We start from the raw sequence: 21,049 nt of genomic DNA, 5'->3' as shown, positions 1-21,049 counted from the left end.
TATCAAAAACATGTGAAAAAGAGAGATAGAGTAAGAAAATTGAGGATTGTCGTTCGTTTTAACGGTAATATAGCAAAATTTAGAAGTTTTTTAAAATAGGAAAAATAGCATATATTGATAGATGGAAATACAATCGATCAATCCTTTTTAAAGAACAATAATTAACACTTATGTAATATAATTTGAAAAAGTATAATGAATCATTTTATGAAATTATCTATATAATTAGACCTATTATATTATCATTTATAAAAATTAAAAATATTAAATAAAAGCATTGACTCGTTCTTTATAATGAACTATCCTAAATTATAGAACGAGAGAAATTTTACCAGTCATGATGAGATAGTAGCCGTTCTTTATTAAGAAAAATAATGAGTAGGTGAGGGATTTAATGTCCAGCTTTCATGAGCTAGAAGATAAATATTTAAATGATTACAAGCAATCAAAAGAAATTAATCTAAAAGAAGTCTTTCAGATTCTAAAACGGTATGTGTGGATCATACTTATCATTACAATCATGTCAACAATTGCAGGACTGTTTTATACAAAAGCTACATACACACCTATGTATCAATCAACGTCGAGAATTATTATTGGTGCAGATAATACGTTAATTACAACCCTAAAGGTCATCATTCAAGATTCAACCGTATTAGAAAAAGTAGTAAAAAAATTAGATCTTCCATATTCCCCTGAAACACTTAGCGGGAAGATTCTTGTTGGTAGTATAGATAATTCACAGGTTGTCACAATAACGGTCACTGATTCAAACCCAGAACAAGCAGCAATTATTGCAAATACGATTGCTGAAACATATAAAGAAGAAATTCCAGCAATTATGAATTTTAAAGATATAACGCTTTTATCTGAAGCAAAGGTATATCCAATACCTATTAATGAAGATCAAAATAAAACTGTCATTATAGCTTTAATCGGCGGAATAGTCATTGGAATTGGTCTAGCATTCTTGTTGGATTCGTTAAATGATAGTGTCAGAAAAGAAGATGAAGTTGAAGAACTGCTGGGAATTCCAGTATTAGGATCTGTATCAAAGATGAAAAAGAGAAATATGCAAAAAGAGAAAAAAAAACAAACGAAGTACGAATCAAGGAGTGAGACGCTTGGTACTTAATATTAATAAAAAAAACGCTTTAAGGGATATGACGAAGCGGAATCTCGTCTCCTATACAAATCCAGGTTCACAAATAGCAGAACAATTTAGGACAATAAGAACAAACATTCAATTTTTATCAATTGATCAAAAACATAAAACGATAATTATGACATCACCATCTGTAGGAGAAGGAAAAACAACCTCAGCCATTAACCTAGCTATTTCAATTTCGCAACAAGGTGAGAGAGTTTTGTTAGTTGATGCAAATTTACGGAGTCCGTCATTACATACATCATTCAATTTAAAAGATTCATATGGTTTAACAGATGTGTTAATGGGGAGAACTTCCTTAGAAGAAGCTGTATTCCAAACTCAAATTGGTAGACTAGAGGTTCTTACTAGTGGTTTAATTCCGCCAAATCCAACAGAGTTAATTGGATCGAGGGCAATGAATTATTTTATTAATGATGTAAAAGAAGAATATGACACGATTATCTTTGATAGCCCGCCTGTTCTCGATACGACAGACACGAAGCTATTAGCAGGACAGTGTGATGGAGTTGTAATGGTACTGAATAGCGGTAAAACAGATAGAGAAAAAGCTGCTGAGGCAAATCGACTGTTAAACCTAGTTAGAGCAAAGGTATTAGGAGTTATTTTAAATCAAAAGGAATAATTTCGCACCTATATGTTCTTTATAAAGAATTAAATGTGCTTGATAAATGAATTTTTAGGCGATGTCTCCTAGCCTTTATCAATGGAGGCACTCGACCATGCTGTGGGTTGAAAAATACCTTAGACGCAAGTCGTCAAGAGCATGGTGTGAGGGCGGGTTAAATGCCCACATTAATAAAATAATTACTTATATGTCTTGGTTGGCGAGAAATATAGGTAATTATTTTATTAAAAGGAGCCTGAAATTATGAAGGAATTTGATCAATTTCCAAAGGTTATGAAAAAACTCGTTCGCTACATAAAACAAGATGCATCCATTGATCAACTTGAGCAATTTAAAAGGGTGTTAGATTACACAATTGAAAAACGAATGATGATGCTAAAGAAAATATCACAAGACTCATAAAGAAGGGAGTGAGCTTCCATTGTCCTATCAAAGTAGAATCTGGTTCTTAATCATTTTAGATTCATTTATTGTATTATCAACGATTTTCTTTAGTCAAAAGTTAATCAATCCAAACCTACAAACATTAACAATTCCTATTTTCATCAGTTCGATCTCTTTGCTACTTGGACATCATCTTTTTTCTTTCATCTATAAGCTTTATAAAAAAGCCTGGGAATATGCGAGCATTGGTGAATTGATCAGCATCTTTAAGGTTATAACCTACACAATCATTGTGACTGGTTTTGTTCAATTACTTGTTCAAAAGCAAGTTGATTACCGTATCTTAACGATTACATGGATGATTCATCTACTATTAATCGGTGGATCCCGTTTCTTTTGGAGAATTTACCGTGATACGTACTTAAAACATCCTATGAATAAAAAGCGTACGCTTATTGTTGGAGCCGGTTCAGCAGGTACGATGGTAGCAAGGCAGCTCTTACATAATCATGATACTGAACTTCTACCTGTTGCATTTATTGATGATAATTTAAACAAACAAAAATTAGATATATTAGGGGTACCAGTTATAGGTGGAGTTAAACAAATAGAGCAGTTAACAAAAGAGTACAACATTGACAATATTGTTATTGCAATACCGTCTTTAAACAAAAAACAGCTCAATCAAATCTTTAATGAATGTGCAAAAACATCAGCGAAAACTCAAATGATTCCTATGCTTGAGGATTTAATGACTGGTAAAGTGTCCGTTAATCAATTTAGAGATGTCCAAGTAGAAGATCTGCTTGGTCGTGAAACAGTAGAACTGGATATGACAAGCATAAATGATTATGTAACAAATAAGGTTGTTCTAGTTACTGGTGCAGGCGGCTCAATTGGTTCGGAAATTTGTCGGCAGATCTCAAAATTTAAACCTAAGACAATGGTTTTGTTAGGACATGGAGAAAACAGTATTTATTCCATCGAAATGGAACTAAAAGAAGCGTTCAAAGATACTGAAATCGATATCATCACTGAAATTGCAGACCTCCAAGATTATGAAAAGCTAATGAACGTCATGACCATCTATCAACCGAATGTTGTCTATCATGCTGCAGCACATAAACATGTACCACTTATGGAGCGAAGCCCAGAGGAAGCGGTAAAAAACAATATTATTGGAACAAAAAATATTGCAGAGGCCGCAAGTATTCACGGTGTTGAAACATTTGTCATGATCTCAACAGATAAAGCTGTAAACCCAACTAGTGTCATGGGCTCAACGAAGAGATTAGCAGAAATGCTCATTCAACACTTTGATCAAATCAGCTCAACAAAATTTGTCGCGGTACGATTTGGAAATGTATTAGGTAGTAGAGGAAGTGTCATTCCACTCTTTAAAAAGCAAATCCAAAAAGGCGGGCCGGTTACCGTAACACATCCAGATATGGTCAGATACTTTATGACGATTCCAGAGGCTTCCCGATTAGTTATACAGGCAGGAGCCCTTGCTAAGGGTGGTGAAATCTTTGTCCTTGATATGGGTGAACCAGTCAAAATTGTCAACTTAGCAAAAAATCTGATCAAACTTTCGGGTAACAATATAGATGATATTGGCATTGAATTCACAGGAATGAGACCGGGTGAAAAGCTTTTTGAAGAGCTTCTAAAGAAAGAAGAGGTCAATGAAGACCAAATTTATCCGAAAATCTACATTGGTAAAACATCTGCTTTATATATAGAAGAAATTGAATACATTATCAACAACTTTAGGTCATTAGAACGAGATCATTTAAGAAAGATATTAGTAGACCTCGCGAATGAACGAGTTCCATTTCAAGAAAAGTTAGTTTCAGTTTAATAGAGGAGAGTGTCACAGTGAAAGTAAGAAAAGCAATTATCCCAGCAGCAGGATTAGGGACAAGATTTTTACCAGCAACTAAAGCGATGCCAAAAGAAATGCTCCCAATTGTCGATAAACCAACTATTCAATATATTATCGAAGAAGCAGTGGAATCAGGAATTGAAGACATCATCATAGTCACAGGAAAGGGCAAGCGAGCCATTGAAGATCATTTTGATCACTCATTCGAACTAGAGCAAAACTTATTAGAAAAAGGAAAACTTGATCTATTAAATGAAGTCCAAAAATCTTCAAAACTTGTTGATATTCACTATATTCGCCAAAAAGAACCACGCGGCTTAGGACATGCAATTTGGTGCGCACGAAAATTTATCGGAAACGAACCATTCGCTGTCTTACTAGGTGATGATATTGTCCAAGCAGAAAAGCCTTGCTTAAAGCAAATGATTGAACAATACGAGCGATACAATGCGTCAATCATTGGTGTACAACACGTAATAGACGAAGAGGTCTCACGCTACGGAATTGTAGATGCCGTAGCAATTGGCGAACGTTTTTATAATGTTAGCAATCTAGTTGAAAAACCAAAGCAAGAGGAAGCGCCATCAAATCTAGCGATCATGGGCAGATACATTTTAAGTCCAAAAATCTTTGATATGCTTGCAGAACAAAAGCCAGGTGCTGGCGGAGAAATTCAATTAACAGATGCTATTGCAACATTAAACAACATCGAAGCGATTTATGCCTATAACTTTGAAGGCAAGCGCTATGACGTTGGAGAAAAAATGGGTTTCATTCAAACAACAATTGAGCTCGCATTACAGCGTGAGGACCTTAAGTACGAACTGCTAGACTTTTTAAATAAGGTAATAGAAAAAGAAGTAGCTGAAATTTAACATCCTTTCTATAGGGTGTTTTTTCATGCTTCAAAAAGGGTGAAAATACATGCCAAATAAAGTGTTATTCTGTGCAACAGTCGATTATCATTTCAAAGCCTTCCACCTTCCAATTTTGAAATGGTTCAAAGAAAAAGGCTGGGAGGTTCACGTTGCAGCAAGTGGTGAAATCGAGCTTCCGTATGTTGATCAGAAATTTAATATACCCATTCAACGCTCGCCATTTCAAGTAAAGAACGTTGAGGCCTATCAAGAGCTAAAGGCAATCATCAATAAAAATGATTATAAAATCATCCATTGTCATACACCAATGGGAAGTGTACTAACACGTCTTGCAGCTAAGCAAGCAAGAAAACATGGAACAAAGGTGTTTTACACAGCACATGGCTTTCATTTCTGTAAGGGCGCACCAATCATGAACTGGATGCTTTATTATCCGATTGAGAAGGTACTTGCTAGGTACACGGATTGCTTGATTACGATCAATGATGAAGATTACAATCTAGCAATCTCACATCGGTTTAAAGCGGGAGAGATTGAGCATGTTCATGGTATTGGGGTGGATACGGAGCAGTTTAAGCCTGTTAGTGAAGAACTTAAACGTATACGAAGAGAAAATCTTGGTTATCAAGCTGATGATTTCATACTATTTTACGCAGCCGAGTTTAATAAAAATAAGAATCAGCAATTTCTTATTAAAGTAATGGCTAAAATCAAGGACTCAATACCAAATGCAAGGTTACTGTTAACAGGGGAAGGTGTACTTCAAACCTCTTGTAGTAAATTAGCAACTGAACTTGGTGTTGATCACATGGTAGAATTTTTAGGTTATCGTAAGGACATAGTAAACCTTCTTCCAATGTGTGATATTGCCGTAGCCTCAAGTTTGCGTGAAGGATTGCCTGTTAATATTATGGAGGCGATGGCATGTGGTCTTCCTGTTGTTGCAACAAAGAATCGAGGACACATCCAGTTAGTAAAAAACAATGAAAATGGTTTTATCGTAAATCCGGAAGAAGTCGAATTGTTTTCAAAAAGATTGAAGGAATTAGGAACAGATAAAGTATTATGTAAAACGCTTGGGAAAAATAGTTTAAGGATGGTTAAACAGTTTTCCTTATTAACTGTCAGTATGGAATTACACAGCATTTATTCTCGATATATGTTGAGGGATATTGATGAAACCAAAGATCAGTATAATCGTGCCTATATATAATGTTGAAAATTATTTAAGTAGATGTTTAGATAGTTTACTATCACAGGATTTCAAGAATTTTGAAATTATTGCAATTAATGATGGTTCTACAGATAATAGCTTGAATATCCTTCAAGAGTATGCGGAAAGTGATAATCGAATCTTTATTATTGATATAGAAAATAATGGCGTTTCGGCAGCTAGAAATGATGGGCTTTCTCACGCAAAAGGGGAGTATATAGGATTTGTTGACCCAGATGATTGGATCGAACCACAGATGTATAAGGATATGTTAAAGATTGCAGAAGACGATTTTATTGATATTGTTATGTGTAGCTATATTCGTGAATTTGGAACTCATTCAAAAGAAAAAACATTTGCATTACCTGAACGAAGTACTTACTACAATGATGATGTTCACAAAAATATTATGAGGCGTCTAGTCGGACCAATAAATGAGGAAGTTGCGAATCCGGAACTCCTTGATGCGTGGGGAACTGTATGGTCAAAACTGTATCGAGCTGAGTTCATAAAAAACAATAACCTACAATTTGTTGACTTGAGAGAAATAGGTAGCAATGAAGATACGCTTTTTAACATTCATGCTTGCTACTATGCAAAAAGCTTTGTTTTACTTAACAAACCTTATTATCATTACTGGCGTGCAAATAACACATCAATCACATCTAAACACAACCCTAAGTTAGTTAGCCAATTTGGAAAGCTTTATACTAGGATGGAGAACTTTCTTAATGAAAAAAAATTGGGAGAAGAATATAAGATAGCTTTGAGCAATCGAATTAGTCTAAATACTTTAGGCTTGGGTTTAAATACGATAAGTAGAGGTAATAACCATTCCGTTATAAAACAAGTAAAAGACATAAAAGTACTTTTAAATAATAACCGTATTAAACGTTCCCTAGAACAATTTGATTTAAAGCATTGTTCAATGATATGGAAAACGTTTTTTTTCTTTGCAAAAAAACGATTGGCTTTCGGACTATATATGATGCTAATGTCAATTGAAGTGCTAAGAAAGACAGTAAGATAGGAGGAATTTCCTTGCAACCTATAAGAGTTTTACAGGTAGTAACGATTATGAATCGTGGCGGTCTTGAAACGATGCTAATGAATTACTACCGACAAATTGATCGAACAAAGATACAATTTGATTTTATGGTGCATCGCGATGAAAGAGGTCATTATGACGACGAAATTGAAAGTCTAGGTGGTAAAATTTATCGAATGCCTCCAATTCGTCCAGGGAATTATCATAAATATTTCAATCTATTAAATGAATTTTTTTCAGAACATAAAATGTTTAAAGTTGTACACGGACATAATAACGAAAATAGTTGTTTCGTCTTAAGAGCAGCAAAGCGATTCGGAGTTCCATGCAGAATAGCACACAGCCATTTAAGTGATTTAGGGATTGATATAAAATTGCCTTTTCGATTGTATGCGAGACATGTTATGAAAGATAATCCTACTCAATACTTTGCTTGTTCGAAGAATGCAGGAAAATGGCTATTTGGGGAACAGCAAGAGGTAACAGTACTTAGCAATGCTGTCAACGTTAATGATTTTAAGTTCAGTGAGCAGATAAGAAGTAAAATTCGAAAAGAACTAAATATTGATAATAAATTAGTTATAGGACATATTGGAAGATTTAACAAGCAGAAAAATCATGAATTACTTATTGATATTTTCAAGGCTGTACATGAAAAAAAATCTGATGCAATACTTCTATTAATAGGTGACGGTCACTTACGATCAGAAATTGAAAAAAAAGTAGAAAAATTAGGTTTAAGTTCAAATGTAAAGTTTTTGGGAGTAAGAGAAGATATAGCACAATTAATGCAGGCTATGGACCTTTTTCTATTTCCATCTCTGTTTGAAGGATTGCCAGTTGTTTTAGTTGAAGCCCAAGCTGCAGGATTAAATTGCATTGTTTCTGACTCAATAACGAGTGAAACAGACATTACTGGAAGAATTCAATATATTAATCTCAAAGATTCGATAGATCTGTGGGTTGATAGAGTTATTACTACGACAACAGAACATGCTGATACATCTCAGATGTTGAGATCTAACGGATTTGATACAACAACAATGGCGAACTGGTTAACTGACTTTTACCTTGAAAATTCTTTAGAAAAGGTGGGAGTTTAAAGAATGGCTACAACATTAACAGTGTTTACCCCCACATACAATCGTGCTTACACTCTACACCTTTGTTATGAGAGTTTGAAAAGACAAAGGAGTAAAGATTTTGTCTGGCTAATCATTGATGACGGTTCAACTGATAATACAAAAGAGCTTATAAATATTTGGCTAGCAGAAAATATTGTACCTATCCGTTATCATTATCAGGAAAATCAAGGAATGCACGGAGCACACAATGCTGCTTATGAATTAATTGATACTGAACTAAATGTCTGTATTGATTCCGACGACTATATGGCTGATGACGCTGTTGAAAAGATTGTTGGATTTTGGAAAAAACATGGTAGTGACAAATATGCTGGTCTAGTGGGCCTCGATGCAACACCAGGTGGAACAGTCATTGGAACAAAGATGCCAGATCATTTAAAAGAATCTACACTTTCACATCTTTACGGAAAATATAAAGTGAAAGGTGATAAAAAGTTAGTTTACAGAACAGAATTAACGAAAAAAACTCCACCTTATCCTGTCTTTCAAGGAGAGAAGTATTGTCCATTAAGTTATAAATATATTCTCATTGACCAACAATGCCCGTTACTAGTAATGAATGAGATTCTTTGTTATGTAGAGTATTTACCAGATGGTTCTAGTATGAATATTATTAATCAATATAAGAAAAATCCTAAGGGGTTTGCTTTTTTTAGGAAAGTTGCAATTCAATATGCACCAACGTTTAAAGATAGGCTTAGGGAGTCTATGCATTATGTTTCTAGTAGCTTGATGATTGGTAATAAGAAATTTTTATTGGAATCACCTAATTTTTTTACTACGTTATTAGCGACACCATTTGGGATTTTACTTTATTTTTATATAACTAGAACAAATAAAGCTACTGTTTTAAAAAGTGGTTAGATTCATAAATTGAAAGGATAAAATAATGACAGTACTATGGGCTATGCTCTTAACCGTGTTTATATTAGCTTTTTTATCAAGGTATATACCAGTACAAAGTGCTACACTTCATTATACATATATTAAACCTAATAAATTCATGATTATTTTAGCACTCACATGCATAGTACTCGTATCTGGTTTAAGAAACAATATTGGTGATACTTACTTTTACATGCAATCATACGAGATTCAAGATTTTACGTGGGATCACATATTAGAAAATAAAGACCCAGGGTTTGGTGTCTTACAAATGTTATTAAAAAACATTTCGAATGACCCACAGCTTCTTATATTTATCACTGCTTTAGTAACAAATATATTAATCGTTGTTACGTTATATAAATATACGAAAATGATCGAATTAAGTATCTATGTCTTTATTACATCTGGAATGTTTACTGTTTCAATGAATGGGATTCGTCAATTTTTTGCTGCTTCAATAATATTTTGGGCAACAAAATATTTACTTGATGGAAATTTTAAGCGATATTTTTTTATTATACTTTTTGCATCCACCTTTCATGAAAGTGCTTTAATTTTAATTCCAATATATTTTATTGTTAGAAGGAAAGCATGGACAAAGGTAACCTTCTCTCTATTGGGACTCGCGATTCTACTTGTAATGGGATTCAATGAATTTTCTCAATTTTTATTTGCTGCAATCGAAGATACACAATATGGTCATTATAGTAATTTCGTAGCGGGTGGAGCAAACATAATTAGGGTTTTTGTTGACTCTGTTCCAATTATAATAGCTTATCTAGGAAGAGATAAGCTAAGAAAGCTATGGCCAAAAAGTGATATTATCGTGAACATGTCTTTAATCAGCTTAGTATTTATGTTTATAGCAACACAAAACTGGATTTTTGCTAGGTTTAATATTTATTTTAGTTTATACAACTTAATTTTAATTTCATGGATTATCTTATTATTTAAAAAAAATAACCAAAAATTTGTTTATTATAGTTTATTAATTTTTTATTTGATGTATTTTTATTACGAACAAGTAATTTCATTAAGTTTGCAATATAGAAGCGACTATATAAATTTTTAAGAGGGACTAATATGAGTTATTTAGAAAAATTAACCGAACAAAATTTACAGGAAATCCTTGAGAATGTTTATAAAAAAGGTGAAGAAGTAGAATGCGTTAGTGTAATGGAATTAATAGAAGAAATTCAAAGACAATTTCAAGGATACATTACAAAGTGAAAGAAGGGGAAAAATGAAACGATTGTTTGATTTGATAATCTCAGTTATATTATTTATTTTGCTTTCCCCAATCATAATCTTCATTGCAATACTTGTAAAATTAAAATTAGGCTCTCCAATCTTTTTTAAACAACAACGACCAGGCTTACACAGTAAGCCTTTTTATTTTTATAAATTTCGAACAATGACTGATGAAAAAGATGACAAGGGAATTTTATTACCTGATCATTTAAGATTAACTCCTTTTGGAAAGTTCTTAAGGAAATCTAGTTTAGATGAGTTTCCGCAATTAATCAATGTGATAAAAGGTGATATCAGTTTAGTCGGTCCAAGACCGTTATTAATGGAATATTTACCTCTTTATACGAATGAACAAGCTAAGAGACATCTAGTAAAACCAGGTATTACAGGTTGGGCACAAATAAATGGTCGGAATAGTATATCTTGGGAAGAAAAGTTTGAGCTAGATGTTTGGTATGTGGAAAATCGTACATTTATACTCGATATAATAATTTTATTTTTAACTATAAATAAAGTAATAAAATCACAAGGGATTAATCAACCTGGTAACGCTACTGTTGAAAAATTTAAAGGCTCTATTGTGAAAGAGGGAAATGGATGAATATTGTTATAATCGGCCAAGGTGGTCATAGTAAAGTTATTAAAGATTTGATTCGTAATTACGAGAGCTATAAAATAATTGCGTTGTTAGATGACAAATTTGAAGATTTTGTAAGTGAAGATGAAGTTTTTTATGGGCCAATCGCATCTTATCAGTTTCTTATCAATCAATATAAAGATATTAAATTTATAGTAGCAATTGGAAATAATAAAACAAGAAAAAAAATTGTCGAGACTCTTAACCTTGAAGTTTATAATTATACGACGATTATTCATCCCTCGGCAATTGTAAGTCCTAGTGTAAAAATCGGAAAAGGGACTGTAATAATGTCAAATACTGTAATTAATGCTGATGTGGAGATTGGAAATCACGTTATCATTAATACGGGTTCAATAATAGAACATGATAATAAAGTAAGTGATTTTGTACATGTGTCACCAAATGCAACCTTAACAGGAAATGTACATGTAGGTGAAGGCGTACATATAGGCGCAGGTGCAACAATTATTCCTAATGTTTTTGTAGGGGACTGGTCTGTCATTGGGGCTGGAGCAACAGTTATAGATTCAATTCCTGAAAATATAACGGCTATGGGTGTACCAGCAAGAATAAAAAAACTTGTAGGAGGTGCTTAATTTTGCCACAAAAAATACAACAAAAAAGAATATTTCTTTCGTCCCCACATATGAGTGGAAATGAATTAATATATATAAATGATGCATTTGAATCGAACTGGATTGCACCTTTAGGGCCAAATGTTGATGCGTTTGAAAGAGAAATAGCAAATTATGTAGGAGTCAGTGAAGCTGTTGCCGTAAGTTCAGGTACTGCAGCAATTCATCTGGCTCTTTCTTTATTAGAAGTGAAAAAGGGAGATAAGGTCTTCTGTTCAACATTGACTTTTGTTGCAAGTGCTAATCCGATCCTTTATCAAGGAGCAGAACCTGTTTTTATTGATTCTGAACCTGACACATGGAATATGTCACCGCAAGCTCTTAAAAGGGCTTTGCAAGAATCATTTAATGAGGGAATTATTCCTAAAGCAGTGATCGTCGTTAATCTTTACGGTCAAAGTGCAAAAATGGATGAAATCGTCTCTATATGTAACCAATATGATGTACCTATTATTGAAGATGCAGCAGAATCTCTTGGTTCTACTTATAAAGATAAAGCGAGTGGGACTTTTGGAAAGTTTGGAGTATTTTCATTTAATGGAAATAAGATTATTACTACGTCAAGCGGTGGAATGCTAGTTTCGGATGAGAAAGAACTATTAAATAAAGCAAGATTTTTAGCAACACAAGCTAAAGATCCCGCTCCTCATTATCAACATAGTACAGTTGGCTTTAATTATCGAATGAGTAATATACTTGCTGGAATTGGTAGAGCACAATTAGAAGTACTAGAAGAGAGAGTATTAGCAAGAAGGTTAATTTTTGAGCGTTACAAACATGAATTAGGATCAATTCCTGGAATAAAATTCATGCCAGAACTAAGTAATACGAATTCTAATCGCTGGCTCACAGCTTTAACCATTGATGAAAAAATAGCTGGTATTTCGAAAGATTATGTATTAAATAGCTTGGCTGATGAAAATATAGAAGCACGTCCAGTATGGAAACCACTTCATATGCAACCTCTATTTGAAGGAGCTAGATTCTATCTTCATAGTGAAAATATAAATATTTCGGAGCATTTGTTTACTACAGGTATGTGTCTTCCTTCAGGATCGAATATAACAGATGGTGATCAAATGAGAATTATAAATTGTATAAAAGATTGTTTAAAAATTAGTGTTTAGTATTGAAAAATTCAATGTTTTTGAAAGGAGGTTGTAAAAATGAGTTCTAGTACAATTCCTAAAACCATTCATTATTGCTGGTTCGGTGGAAAAGAAAAACCAGAAATTGTACAAAAATGTATGAAAAGCTGGAAACAGAACCTTCTTGAATATGAAATTATCGAGTGGAATGAGGAAAACTTTGATATTAACTGTAATGTATATGTACGTGAGGCTTATCATTCAGGAAAATTTGCCTTTGTAAGTGATTATGTAAGAGTATATGCTTTATATAATTTTGGAGGAATTTACTTAGACACCGATGTTGAAGTGTTTAAGTCATTTGATGAATTTTTGCATCATGAATCTTTTTGGGGATTTGAACAAGAAAATTATATTGCTACTAGTACGATTGGAGCTGTAAAAGGAAATAGCTTAATAAAGTTATTCCTAGATTCATATAAAGAAAAAGCTTTTATTAAAGAAGACGGTAGTTATGATGATTTAACGAACGTTGCTATTGTTACTAATATCTTTAAAAATTATGGGGTGGAGATGAATGGCGAATACAAAGAAATAAGTGGGATAGGAGCAGTTTATCCTCAAACATATTTTTCACCTTTTGATTACATAAACTGTAGGAAGTTTATAACTGAAAATACATATGCTATGCATCATTTTTATAAAAGTTGGCTACCGCTACATGTAAAAGTTAAAACAAACACGAAAGTAATCCTATCAAAGATAATCGGCGGACGAAATATAGAGAAATTCAGAAAATTATTAACGAAATCAAAATAAATATTTGATGAGTATGCCATTTCATGTCAGGAGAAGGAAATGAATAATCGTATTGAACAATTAGATTCAATCCGGGGTTTAGCAGCACTTTGTGTTTTTATTTCTCATATTATACTTGTTAAAACAGAAATTTTTACTGAAGCAATGAGATCTCCACTTAGACTTTTTACAAATGGGCATGCTGCAGTAATGCTTTTCTTTGTTTTAAGTGGGTTTGTCCTATCTTTAGCATTTTTGAATAAAAACAATGTATTATATATCTCTTATTTTATTAAACGTGTTTTTAGGATCTATATCCCTTATTTGGTGGCAATCGCAACTGCAATGATATCATCTATCTTCTTTTTTCGAGGCACGATTGATGGGCTTAGCGATTGGTTTAATTCATCCTGGACAGAACTACCCAATCTATATTCTATTATTGAACACATATTTATTTTAAGGAATATACATACAGATACATTTAATAATGTAATCTGGTCTTTAGTTCACGAATTAAGGATTTCGATAATTTTCCCCTTTGTTGTTTTATTTATAAAGAATATAAAGGCTAAGTATAGTTTATTATTATGTTTTGCACTATCATTTTTATCAGGATTAAATAATATTTTTCAATTCCAAATCTCTATGGGGCTTCTTACGAATTATTTTACTACAATTCATTATCTTTCTATTTTTATACTCGGTGTTTTAGTAGCTAAATATAGATTTACAATAATCCATTTTTATAGACAACTAACTATCCCTAATAAGTGGATATTTTTAATCATGTCAGTCATCATATATAACTTTGCTGATACAATCATTCCTGAAATACTAATCTCACCTATATTTGGTCCATATCTTTTAATAATAGAAGAATATTTTCAAGCACTAGGAGCAATTGGTTTTATCACTGCTGCGTTAGGTTCAGATAAAGTAGCATGGTTTTTAATGAGAAAACCATTAATATTCTTAGGAAAAATATCATATAGTTTGTATTTATATCACCTTATTGTTCTATTAAGTTGTGTACATATTCTTTATGGGTTAATACCAATATGGCAAATTCTAATAGGATCAATGGTATTAAGTATAGGAGTATCTGCTCTATTTTATTATTTAATCGAAAACCCGTGTATAAAATTTGGTAGAGTTCTAGCTGAAAAAACTATGGATAAAGAAATAGATAAATTTATACACAAAAGTAAAGAGAATTACAAAAACGTTTAAAATAAAAAATTTTAAGAGGTGGTTATGAATGAATCTAAATGTTGTGTACTCTAGTGATAATAACTATGCTCAGCATGTAGGAGTTTCTATGACATCATTATTTGAAAATAATGATGACTTTAATAATATCGATGTATATCTTATTGAAAATAATATTTCCTTAGAAAATAAAAATAACTTGAAATTAATTTGTAAGAATTACAAAAGGACAATTAAATTTATTAATTTTAAAGAATTCTCAAATAAACCTAAGTTAAATATTGGAAATTCAATCTCGATTAGTTCTTACGCAAGATTATTTCTATCAAGTATGCTTGATGATGACATTAATAAAGTAATTTATTTAGATTGTGATTCAATCATTAATAGTAGTTTAAAGGATTTATGGGATTTAGACTTAAGTAAATATTTTGTAGCTGGTGTATGCGATACAGTAAGTGATGAAACGAAATTAAAAATTAATATGGAATTATATAGTCCATATTTAAATGCTGGCATGCTTTTAATTAATCTTCAAAAGTGGCGAGAAGAGCGGGTTGAAGAAAAGTTTATAAAGTTTATAGATTCGTATAAAGGGCAAGTATTCCATCATGATCAAGGGACAATAAATGGTGTATTAAATAATAAGTTCTTAATCCTACATCCGAAATACAATAGTATGTCAACATACTTTTCAATGAGCAGAAAAGAAATTATGCAGTATTATGGTTTAAAAGATTACTATAGCGAGGAAGAATTGAAGGAAGCGATTAATTATCCAGTATTTATTCACTATACACCAGCATTTGTAAATAGACCTTGGATAAAGGGATGTAAGCATCCATTAGCATCACTTTATAAAAAGTACCTTGGTTTGACTCCATGGGAAGAAACAGAGTTAATACAGGACAAAAGGAGTATAGGAGAAAAAACTGTAGCTTTTCTATATAACCATTTGCCTTTTAAAATGGCTAATGGTATTTGTAATCTAATCTTTAAGTAATTTAGGCTAGATAGGGGAAGGTTTATGAAAAAGAAAATCTTAATAAGCATGTACTCCTTACACATTGGTGGGGCTGAGAGAAGTTTAATTGGTTTATTAGAGAGTTTTGATTATAAGAAATTTGATGTAGATTTATTTTTGTATAGACAGGAAGGAGAGTTTTTACGTTTTATTCCTAAGGAAGTAAACTTACTGCCAACAATTAAACAATATACGACTTTTGAAAGACCAGTAAAAGATATTATTAAAGAAGGTCATTTTTTTTTAGGAAGTGCAAGAATTGCTGCTAAATTTAAAAGCAAGATGAAAAATAGGGGTCAAAAGAAAGATCAAGGAACTTATAAGCAAATGCAATATACGTGGTTTTATTCGATGCCTGGACTACCAAGGTTAAATCATGAATATGATTTGGCGATAAGTTTTTTAGGACCCCATAACTTTATCCTAGATAAGGTAAAAGCAAAGAAAAAGATTGGTTGGAATCACACCGATTATTTTACAATTGTTAATCCAGATAAAAAGTTAGATGAAAAAATGTGGAGTAAATTAGATTATATTGTAAATGTATCAAAGGCGTGCGAAGATTCATTTTTAAAGGTATTTCCTAATCTTAAACATAAAACTATAGTATTAGAAAATATCATATCACCAACATTCGTAAGAGAACAGGCAAAAGAGGAAATTACAGAAATAATTCATGATAAATCTACAAAAATTTGCTCAGTGGGAAGACTAAGTCATGCAAAAGGATTTGACATGGCTATTTTAGCATGTAAAAAACTAGTAGAATCGGGCTATAAAGTAAAATGGTATGTTGTTGGTTATGGTGGGGAAGAAGTTTATTTAAAACAATTAATAAAAGATAACAACTTGACAGATCAGTTTATATTATTAGGAAAAAAAGTAAACCCATATCCATTCATAAAGAATTGTGAAATTTATTGTCAACCTTCGAGGTATGAAGGTAAAGCTGTTACGGTGAGAGAAGCGCAAATACTTGAGAAACCAGTTATAATTACAAATTATCCTACAGCAAATAGTCAATTAGAAGATAGAATAGATGGTTTAATTTGTGATTTATCAGTCGAAGGTATAGTAAATGCGATAAAAAGATTATATATGGATTTAAAATTAAGAAATAAGTTATCAAATAACTGTATTAAAAAAGATTATGGTAATATCTCTGAAATTAATAAATTGTATAATTTATTAAATCAATTAGAGAATAAGGAAGAAAATAAGAAGGTGATATTATGAAAATTTGTACTATAACATGCCATGATGTTTACAATCATGGAGCTTCGCTACAGGCCTACGGATTAATGACCTATTTACTGAAAATGGGGCATGATGTAGAAATTATTGATTATAAACCAGATTATTTAAGCAATCATTATAATATATTTTCCATTAGTAACCCTAAATGGAATAGAAATTTCTTCACAAAATTCATTTATTTGACAATTAAAATTCCAAGTAGAATTCCTGGTTTAAAAAGAAAAAAAGTATTTGATCAATTCACCTCTAATTATTTAAGAGTAACAAAATCACGATTTACATCAAATGAAGAGTTAAAGAGAAATATACCGAATGCAGATGTATTTATTTGTGGTAGTGATCAAATTTGGAATTGCTTACATAAGAATGGTAAAGATCCAGCATTTTATTTAGATTTCGTACCTAATGAAAAAATTAAGGTATCGTATGCAGCAAGTTTTGCAACTGATGAAATACCTGATGAATATAAAAATATAGTCAAATCAAGAATTGAGAAATTAGATGGTGTAAGCTTAAGGGAAAAGAGTGGTGTTGAAATTGTAAAAAAATTAGGTGTAAATAAAGCCGTAAATGTTATTGATCCAGTATTTTTATTAGAAAAAGAAGATTGGAATAAAATTGGAACTAAAGAAATTAAGGAAAAATATATACTAATTTATGATTTTGATAATAGTGACTTAATTAAGAAAATAGCAAAACAAATTAGTAATGAAACAGTTTGTAAAATTTATACAATAAATCAAAATAAGCTAAAATATGCAGATAAATACTATATTTTTGAGGGACCGGAAACTTTTGTATCTCTAATAAGAAATGCGGAATTTGTTATTTCAAATTCATTTCATGCTGCAGTATTTTCGATAATTTACGAAAAAGATTTTATTATTGTTAATCGAACTGAAAATATAAATACTAGGATGAGAGATTTATTAGATGATTTAAAATTAAATGAAAGATTAGTTAGTGAAAATTATAATTTAGATCAATTATTAAAAAAAATAGACTACAAGGAGACAAAAAAAATATTAGACTCAAAAATAAGATTTTCTCAGAAATTTCTAGAGGATGTCTTGTCTGAACCTAAGAAGGTGAGAAATATTTTATGAGAAAGATATTATTTGTAATAGATTCATTAAATAGTGGAGGGGCTGAAAAAAGTCTTATTTCACTTCTTTCTATGCTTGATTTTAAGAAATATGAAGTCGATTTATTGATGTTTTCTCAGGAAGGACTTTATTTACCTTTATTACCAAAGAAAGTAAATGTATTAGATGTTCCAAATTTTATAAAAAAACAAAGCTTAGGATTAAGAAGTATGTTCAAAAATGGTAATTTGAAAGGAATATATTATAGAATTAAAAGATCAATATATCTTAGAAATCCTTATTACAAGCGAAAATTTCACACCTCTCAAATTAATTGGAAATCAATTTCTAACGGTATAGATGAATTAGAAAGTATATATGATGTTGCAATAGCTTATAGTCAAGGATCACCAACTTACTTTGTTGGAGAAAAAGTAAAAGCAGATAAAAAATTATGCTGGATAAATACAGACTATAAAATTGCTTGTTATAATAAACAATTTGATGAAAATTATTATGAACAATTTGATAATATCATAACTGTTTCTGATTATAATAATAAGGTTTTTATAGAAGAAATGCCTATAGCGGAAGAAAAAACTTGTGTGGTTTATGATATTTTGTCTCCAAACTTAATAAAGCGCATGGCAACAGAGGGGAATGGTTTTCATGACAATTTTAATGGCCTTAAAATTTTAACAATTGGGAGATTAGTTGAAGCAAAGGGCTATGATATGGCAATAGAAGCATGCTACATGTTAAAAAAACATGGGTATAAATTTAAATGGTATGTAATTGGAGAAGGAAACATTGAAAATAAGTTGAAAAAGATGGTTAGGGAGTTTGAACTAGAAGATACATTTATCTTTTTAGGTACATTTCATAATCCATATACTTTATTAAATCAGTGTGATATATATGTTCAACCATCTAGGTTTGAGGGATTTGGTTTAGCAATAGCCGAGGCTAGGATATTACAAAAGCCTATAGTTGCTACTAACTTTCCTATTGTTCACAATCAGCTTATTAATGGGCAAAATGGAATAATTGTTAATATGAATTCAGAAGGTGTATATAAAGGTATTAAACAATTAATTGAGAATAAAAATTTAAGAGATAATATTTGCCTAAGATTAAGAAATGAGAAGGTTGGAACAGAGGAAGAAATCTATAAAGTGAACTTGTTGTTAGAATCTAGTTAAAAAAGAAGGTGAATTAATGAGGGTAAGAAAGGCGAGTTTAAATGTACTTGTTAATTTTCTGACTATCATATTAGGATTTTTACCTTCTTTTATAGTTAGAAAAGCCTTTTTAGTTTCGTTAGGTAATGAGTTTTTAGGTTTAAGCTCATTATTTACTAATATTATTGGTTTATTATCAATTGTAGAATTAGGTATTGGAAGTGCTATAATTTATTCTTTATATAAACCTTTTGCTGAAGACAATAAAGAAAAAGTAAAAGGTTATTTAAACTATTATTCTAAATTCTATAGAATAGTTGGTCTATTTATTTTTATTTTAGGTTTATTATTAATTCCTTTTTTGGATCTATTTATAAAAAATGAATTCAGTATTTTGGACGCAAGGCTGTATTTTATATTGTTTTTAATAGATACAGTTATAGGTTACTTTTTTTCTTATAAATTATCCATAATTAATGTTGCACAAGAGGGTTACAAAATATCTATAGCAACAACTCTTTCAAAGCTAATAATATCAATATTACAGTATACAATGCTTATGATTTTCCCGAGTTTTTATTTATATATACTAATTCAAATTAGTATTAATTTTTTATATTACTTAATAATGAATTATTATATAAATAATAAATATAACTGGATTAAAAAAACAAAGGGATTTATAAGTAAAGAAGAAAAAGAATCTTTGATTAAAAATATAAAAGCATTATTTTTACATAAAATTGGTGGAGTGTTAGTTCTCGGTACAGATAATTTGATAATATCGTATTATATAAATTTAACTGTTGTAGGTATTTATAATAGTTACTATTTAGTTATTGGTGCTTTTCAAACAATAATTACTTCCGCGCTTACTGGGGTAACCGCAAGTGTCGGAAATCTATTAACGGAAGAAAAGACAGAAAATAGTTATAGTGTGCATAAAAGGTTATTTTTTTTAAGTTTTTGGATTGTATCTTTTATAACTATTTCTTTATCAAACACAATTAAACAATTTGTACAATTATGGCTAGGTGAAGATCAAATATTAGATATGCTAACTATTAGTGTAGTTTTAGTGAATTTTTACTTTATATTAATGCGAGGATCTGTAGAAAGGTTTAAAGAAGGAGGAGGTATTTATCATCAAGATAGATATGCTCCTCTTTTTGAATTGGTAATAAACTTAGTTGCATCTGTAATCCTAGTTAATGTAATTGGTTTACCAGGTGTTTTTTTAGGAACTTTACTCAGTAATATATTGGTAATATTTTGGGTTAAACCTAAGATGGTTTATAAATATATATTTAATAAGAAGTTAAGTGAATATTTTAAAATGTATTTTAAGTATCTATTCATTGGCTTAATTCCTTTAGTAATTACTCACGTAGTAACATTTCCTTTAAAAGAAACTATTAATATATATGCTTTTGCAACCAACTGTATTATTAATATAATTATAATAAACTTTATTTATTTATTGTTTTTTAGAAATAATGATGAATTTTTATATTTTAAAAGGTTAGCTTTAAATGTTGTTATTAGTAAGTCGTTAAGAAAAAAACTAAAATCAATAGTCTAGAAATCTTTGATTTTAGTTTTTCTTTTAATCTCTTTTTAATAGAAAATTTTAACAATATA

The 21,049-nt window shown here is 30.9% G+C and carries 21 protein-coding genes; all 21 read left to right on the top strand.

Translation table 11 applies throughout. The annotated features are described in order from the left end of the window. Window positions 1-394: 394 nt before the first annotated feature. The 21 genes from GMB29_RS19465 to GMB29_RS19365 all read left to right on the top strand — a co-directional run bounded on the left by GMB29_RS19465 (window position 395) and on the right by GMB29_RS19365 (window position 20,990). Window positions 395-1,135 carry a YveK family protein gene (locus GMB29_RS19465; protein ID WP_136353123.1) on the top strand — a complete coding sequence of 247 codons (741 nt, stop codon included), beginning with the start codon at window positions 395-397 and terminating at the stop codon, window positions 1,133-1,135. Then, on the top strand, window positions 1,116-1,793 hold the full coding sequence (locus tag GMB29_RS19460; RefSeq protein ID WP_319941397.1) for a CpsD/CapB family tyrosine-protein kinase: 678 nt from the start codon (window positions 1,116-1,118) through the stop codon (window positions 1,791-1,793). The genes GMB29_RS19465 and GMB29_RS19460 overlap by 20 nt, the downstream gene beginning before the upstream one ends. Window positions 1,794-2,039: 246 nt before the next feature. Then, on the top strand, window positions 2,040-2,198 hold the full coding sequence (locus tag GMB29_RS19455; protein ID WP_155443924.1) for a hypothetical protein: 159 nt from the start codon (window positions 2,040-2,042) through the stop codon (window positions 2,196-2,198). 19 nt (window positions 2,199-2,217) lie between these two features. Continuing rightward, window positions 2,218-4,041 carry a polysaccharide biosynthesis protein gene (locus GMB29_RS19450; RefSeq protein ID WP_136353122.1) on the top strand — a complete coding sequence of 608 codons (1,824 nt, stop codon included), beginning with the start codon at window positions 2,218-2,220 and terminating at the stop codon, window positions 4,039-4,041. A gap of 17 nt (window positions 4,042-4,058) precedes the next feature. Then, a complete protein-coding gene (gene galU, locus GMB29_RS19445; protein WP_136353120.1) occupies window positions 4,059-4,940 on the top strand; it encodes a UTP--glucose-1-phosphate uridylyltransferase GalU in 882 nt (293 codons plus the stop codon). Between the two features lie 49 nt (window positions 4,941-4,989). Further along, the gene (locus tag GMB29_RS19440; protein ID WP_136353118.1) at window positions 4,990-6,156 is read left to right on the top strand and encodes a glycosyltransferase family 4 protein; all 1,167 of its coding nucleotides are present in this window, start codon (window positions 4,990-4,992) and stop codon (window positions 6,154-6,156) included. Beyond that, window positions 6,119-7,186, top strand: coding sequence for a glycosyltransferase (locus tag GMB29_RS19435; protein ID WP_136353116.1), 1,068 nt, complete (start codon window positions 6,119-6,121; stop codon window positions 7,184-7,186). The genes GMB29_RS19440 and GMB29_RS19435 overlap by 38 nt, the downstream gene beginning before the upstream one ends. Before the next feature lie 11 nt (window positions 7,187-7,197). Further along, window positions 7,198-8,307: a glycosyltransferase family 1 protein gene (locus tag GMB29_RS19430; protein WP_136353114.1), complete on the top strand. Its 1,110-nt coding sequence runs from the start codon at window positions 7,198-7,200 to the stop codon at window positions 8,305-8,307. Between the two features lie 3 nt (window positions 8,308-8,310). Beyond that, window positions 8,311-9,213: a glycosyltransferase family A protein gene (locus GMB29_RS19425; protein WP_136353112.1), complete on the top strand. Its 903-nt coding sequence runs from the start codon at window positions 8,311-8,313 to the stop codon at window positions 9,211-9,213. 25 nt (window positions 9,214-9,238) lie between these two features. Beyond that, window positions 9,239-10,309, top strand: a complete 1,071-nt coding sequence (locus tag GMB29_RS19420; RefSeq protein WP_136353110.1) for an EpsG family protein — start codon at window positions 9,239-9,241, stop codon at window positions 10,307-10,309. Window positions 10,310-10,320: 11 nt separating this feature from the next. Continuing rightward, the gene (locus GMB29_RS19415; RefSeq protein WP_155443923.1) at window positions 10,321-10,467 is read left to right on the top strand and encodes a YwzD family small protein; all 147 of its coding nucleotides are present in this window, start codon (window positions 10,321-10,323) and stop codon (window positions 10,465-10,467) included. Window positions 10,468-10,480: 13 nt separating this feature from the next. Then, entirely contained in the window at window positions 10,481-11,089 is a 609-nt protein-coding gene (locus GMB29_RS19410) for a sugar transferase (protein ID WP_136353108.1), read from the top strand. Beyond that, a complete protein-coding gene (locus GMB29_RS19405) occupies window positions 11,086-11,724 on the top strand; it encodes an acetyltransferase (RefSeq protein WP_136353106.1) in 639 nt (212 codons plus the stop codon). Before GMB29_RS19410 ends, GMB29_RS19405 begins: the two co-directional genes overlap by 4 nt. Before the next feature lie 50 nt (window positions 11,725-11,774). Further along, complete coding sequence (locus GMB29_RS19400; RefSeq protein ID WP_136353383.1) at window positions 11,775-12,890, top strand: aminotransferase class I/II-fold pyridoxal phosphate-dependent enzyme; 1,116 nt, start codon at window positions 11,775-11,777, stop codon at window positions 12,888-12,890. A 39-nt stretch (window positions 12,891-12,929) separates the two neighbouring features. Then, on the top strand, window positions 12,930-13,670 hold the full coding sequence (locus tag GMB29_RS19395) for a glycosyltransferase family 32 protein (protein WP_136353104.1): 741 nt from the start codon (window positions 12,930-12,932) through the stop codon (window positions 13,668-13,670). Between the two features lie 39 nt (window positions 13,671-13,709). Then, window positions 13,710-14,882: an acyltransferase family protein gene (locus GMB29_RS19390; protein WP_136353102.1), complete on the top strand. Its 1,173-nt coding sequence runs from the start codon at window positions 13,710-13,712 to the stop codon at window positions 14,880-14,882. 28 nt (window positions 14,883-14,910) lie between these two features. Beyond that, window positions 14,911-15,864, top strand: a complete 954-nt coding sequence (locus GMB29_RS19385) for a glycosyltransferase family 8 protein (RefSeq protein ID WP_136353100.1) — start codon at window positions 14,911-14,913, stop codon at window positions 15,862-15,864. A gap of 24 nt (window positions 15,865-15,888) precedes the next feature. Then, complete coding sequence (locus GMB29_RS19380; RefSeq protein WP_136353098.1) at window positions 15,889-17,121, top strand: glycosyltransferase; 1,233 nt, start codon at window positions 15,889-15,891, stop codon at window positions 17,119-17,121. Next, complete coding sequence (locus tag GMB29_RS19375) at window positions 17,118-18,248, top strand: polysaccharide pyruvyl transferase family protein (protein ID WP_136353096.1); 1,131 nt, start codon at window positions 17,118-17,120, stop codon at window positions 18,246-18,248. Before GMB29_RS19380 ends, GMB29_RS19375 begins: the two co-directional genes overlap by 4 nt. Continuing rightward, window positions 18,245-19,429: a glycosyltransferase gene (locus tag GMB29_RS19370; protein ID WP_136353094.1), complete on the top strand. Its 1,185-nt coding sequence runs from the start codon at window positions 18,245-18,247 to the stop codon at window positions 19,427-19,429. The genes GMB29_RS19375 and GMB29_RS19370 overlap by 4 nt, the downstream gene beginning before the upstream one ends. Window positions 19,430-19,445: 16 nt before the next feature. Then, complete coding sequence (locus tag GMB29_RS19365; RefSeq protein WP_136353092.1) at window positions 19,446-20,990, top strand: lipopolysaccharide biosynthesis protein; 1,545 nt, start codon at window positions 19,446-19,448, stop codon at window positions 20,988-20,990. Window positions 20,991-21,049: the final 59 nt, after the last annotated feature.

Source organism: Metabacillus sediminilitoris (assembly GCF_009720625.1).
GTDB lineage: Bacteria > Bacillota > Bacilli > Bacillales > Bacillaceae > Metabacillus > Metabacillus sediminilitoris.
Note: the sequence above shows the minus strand (reverse complement) of the source record. Positions and strands in the feature narration are given on the sequence as shown.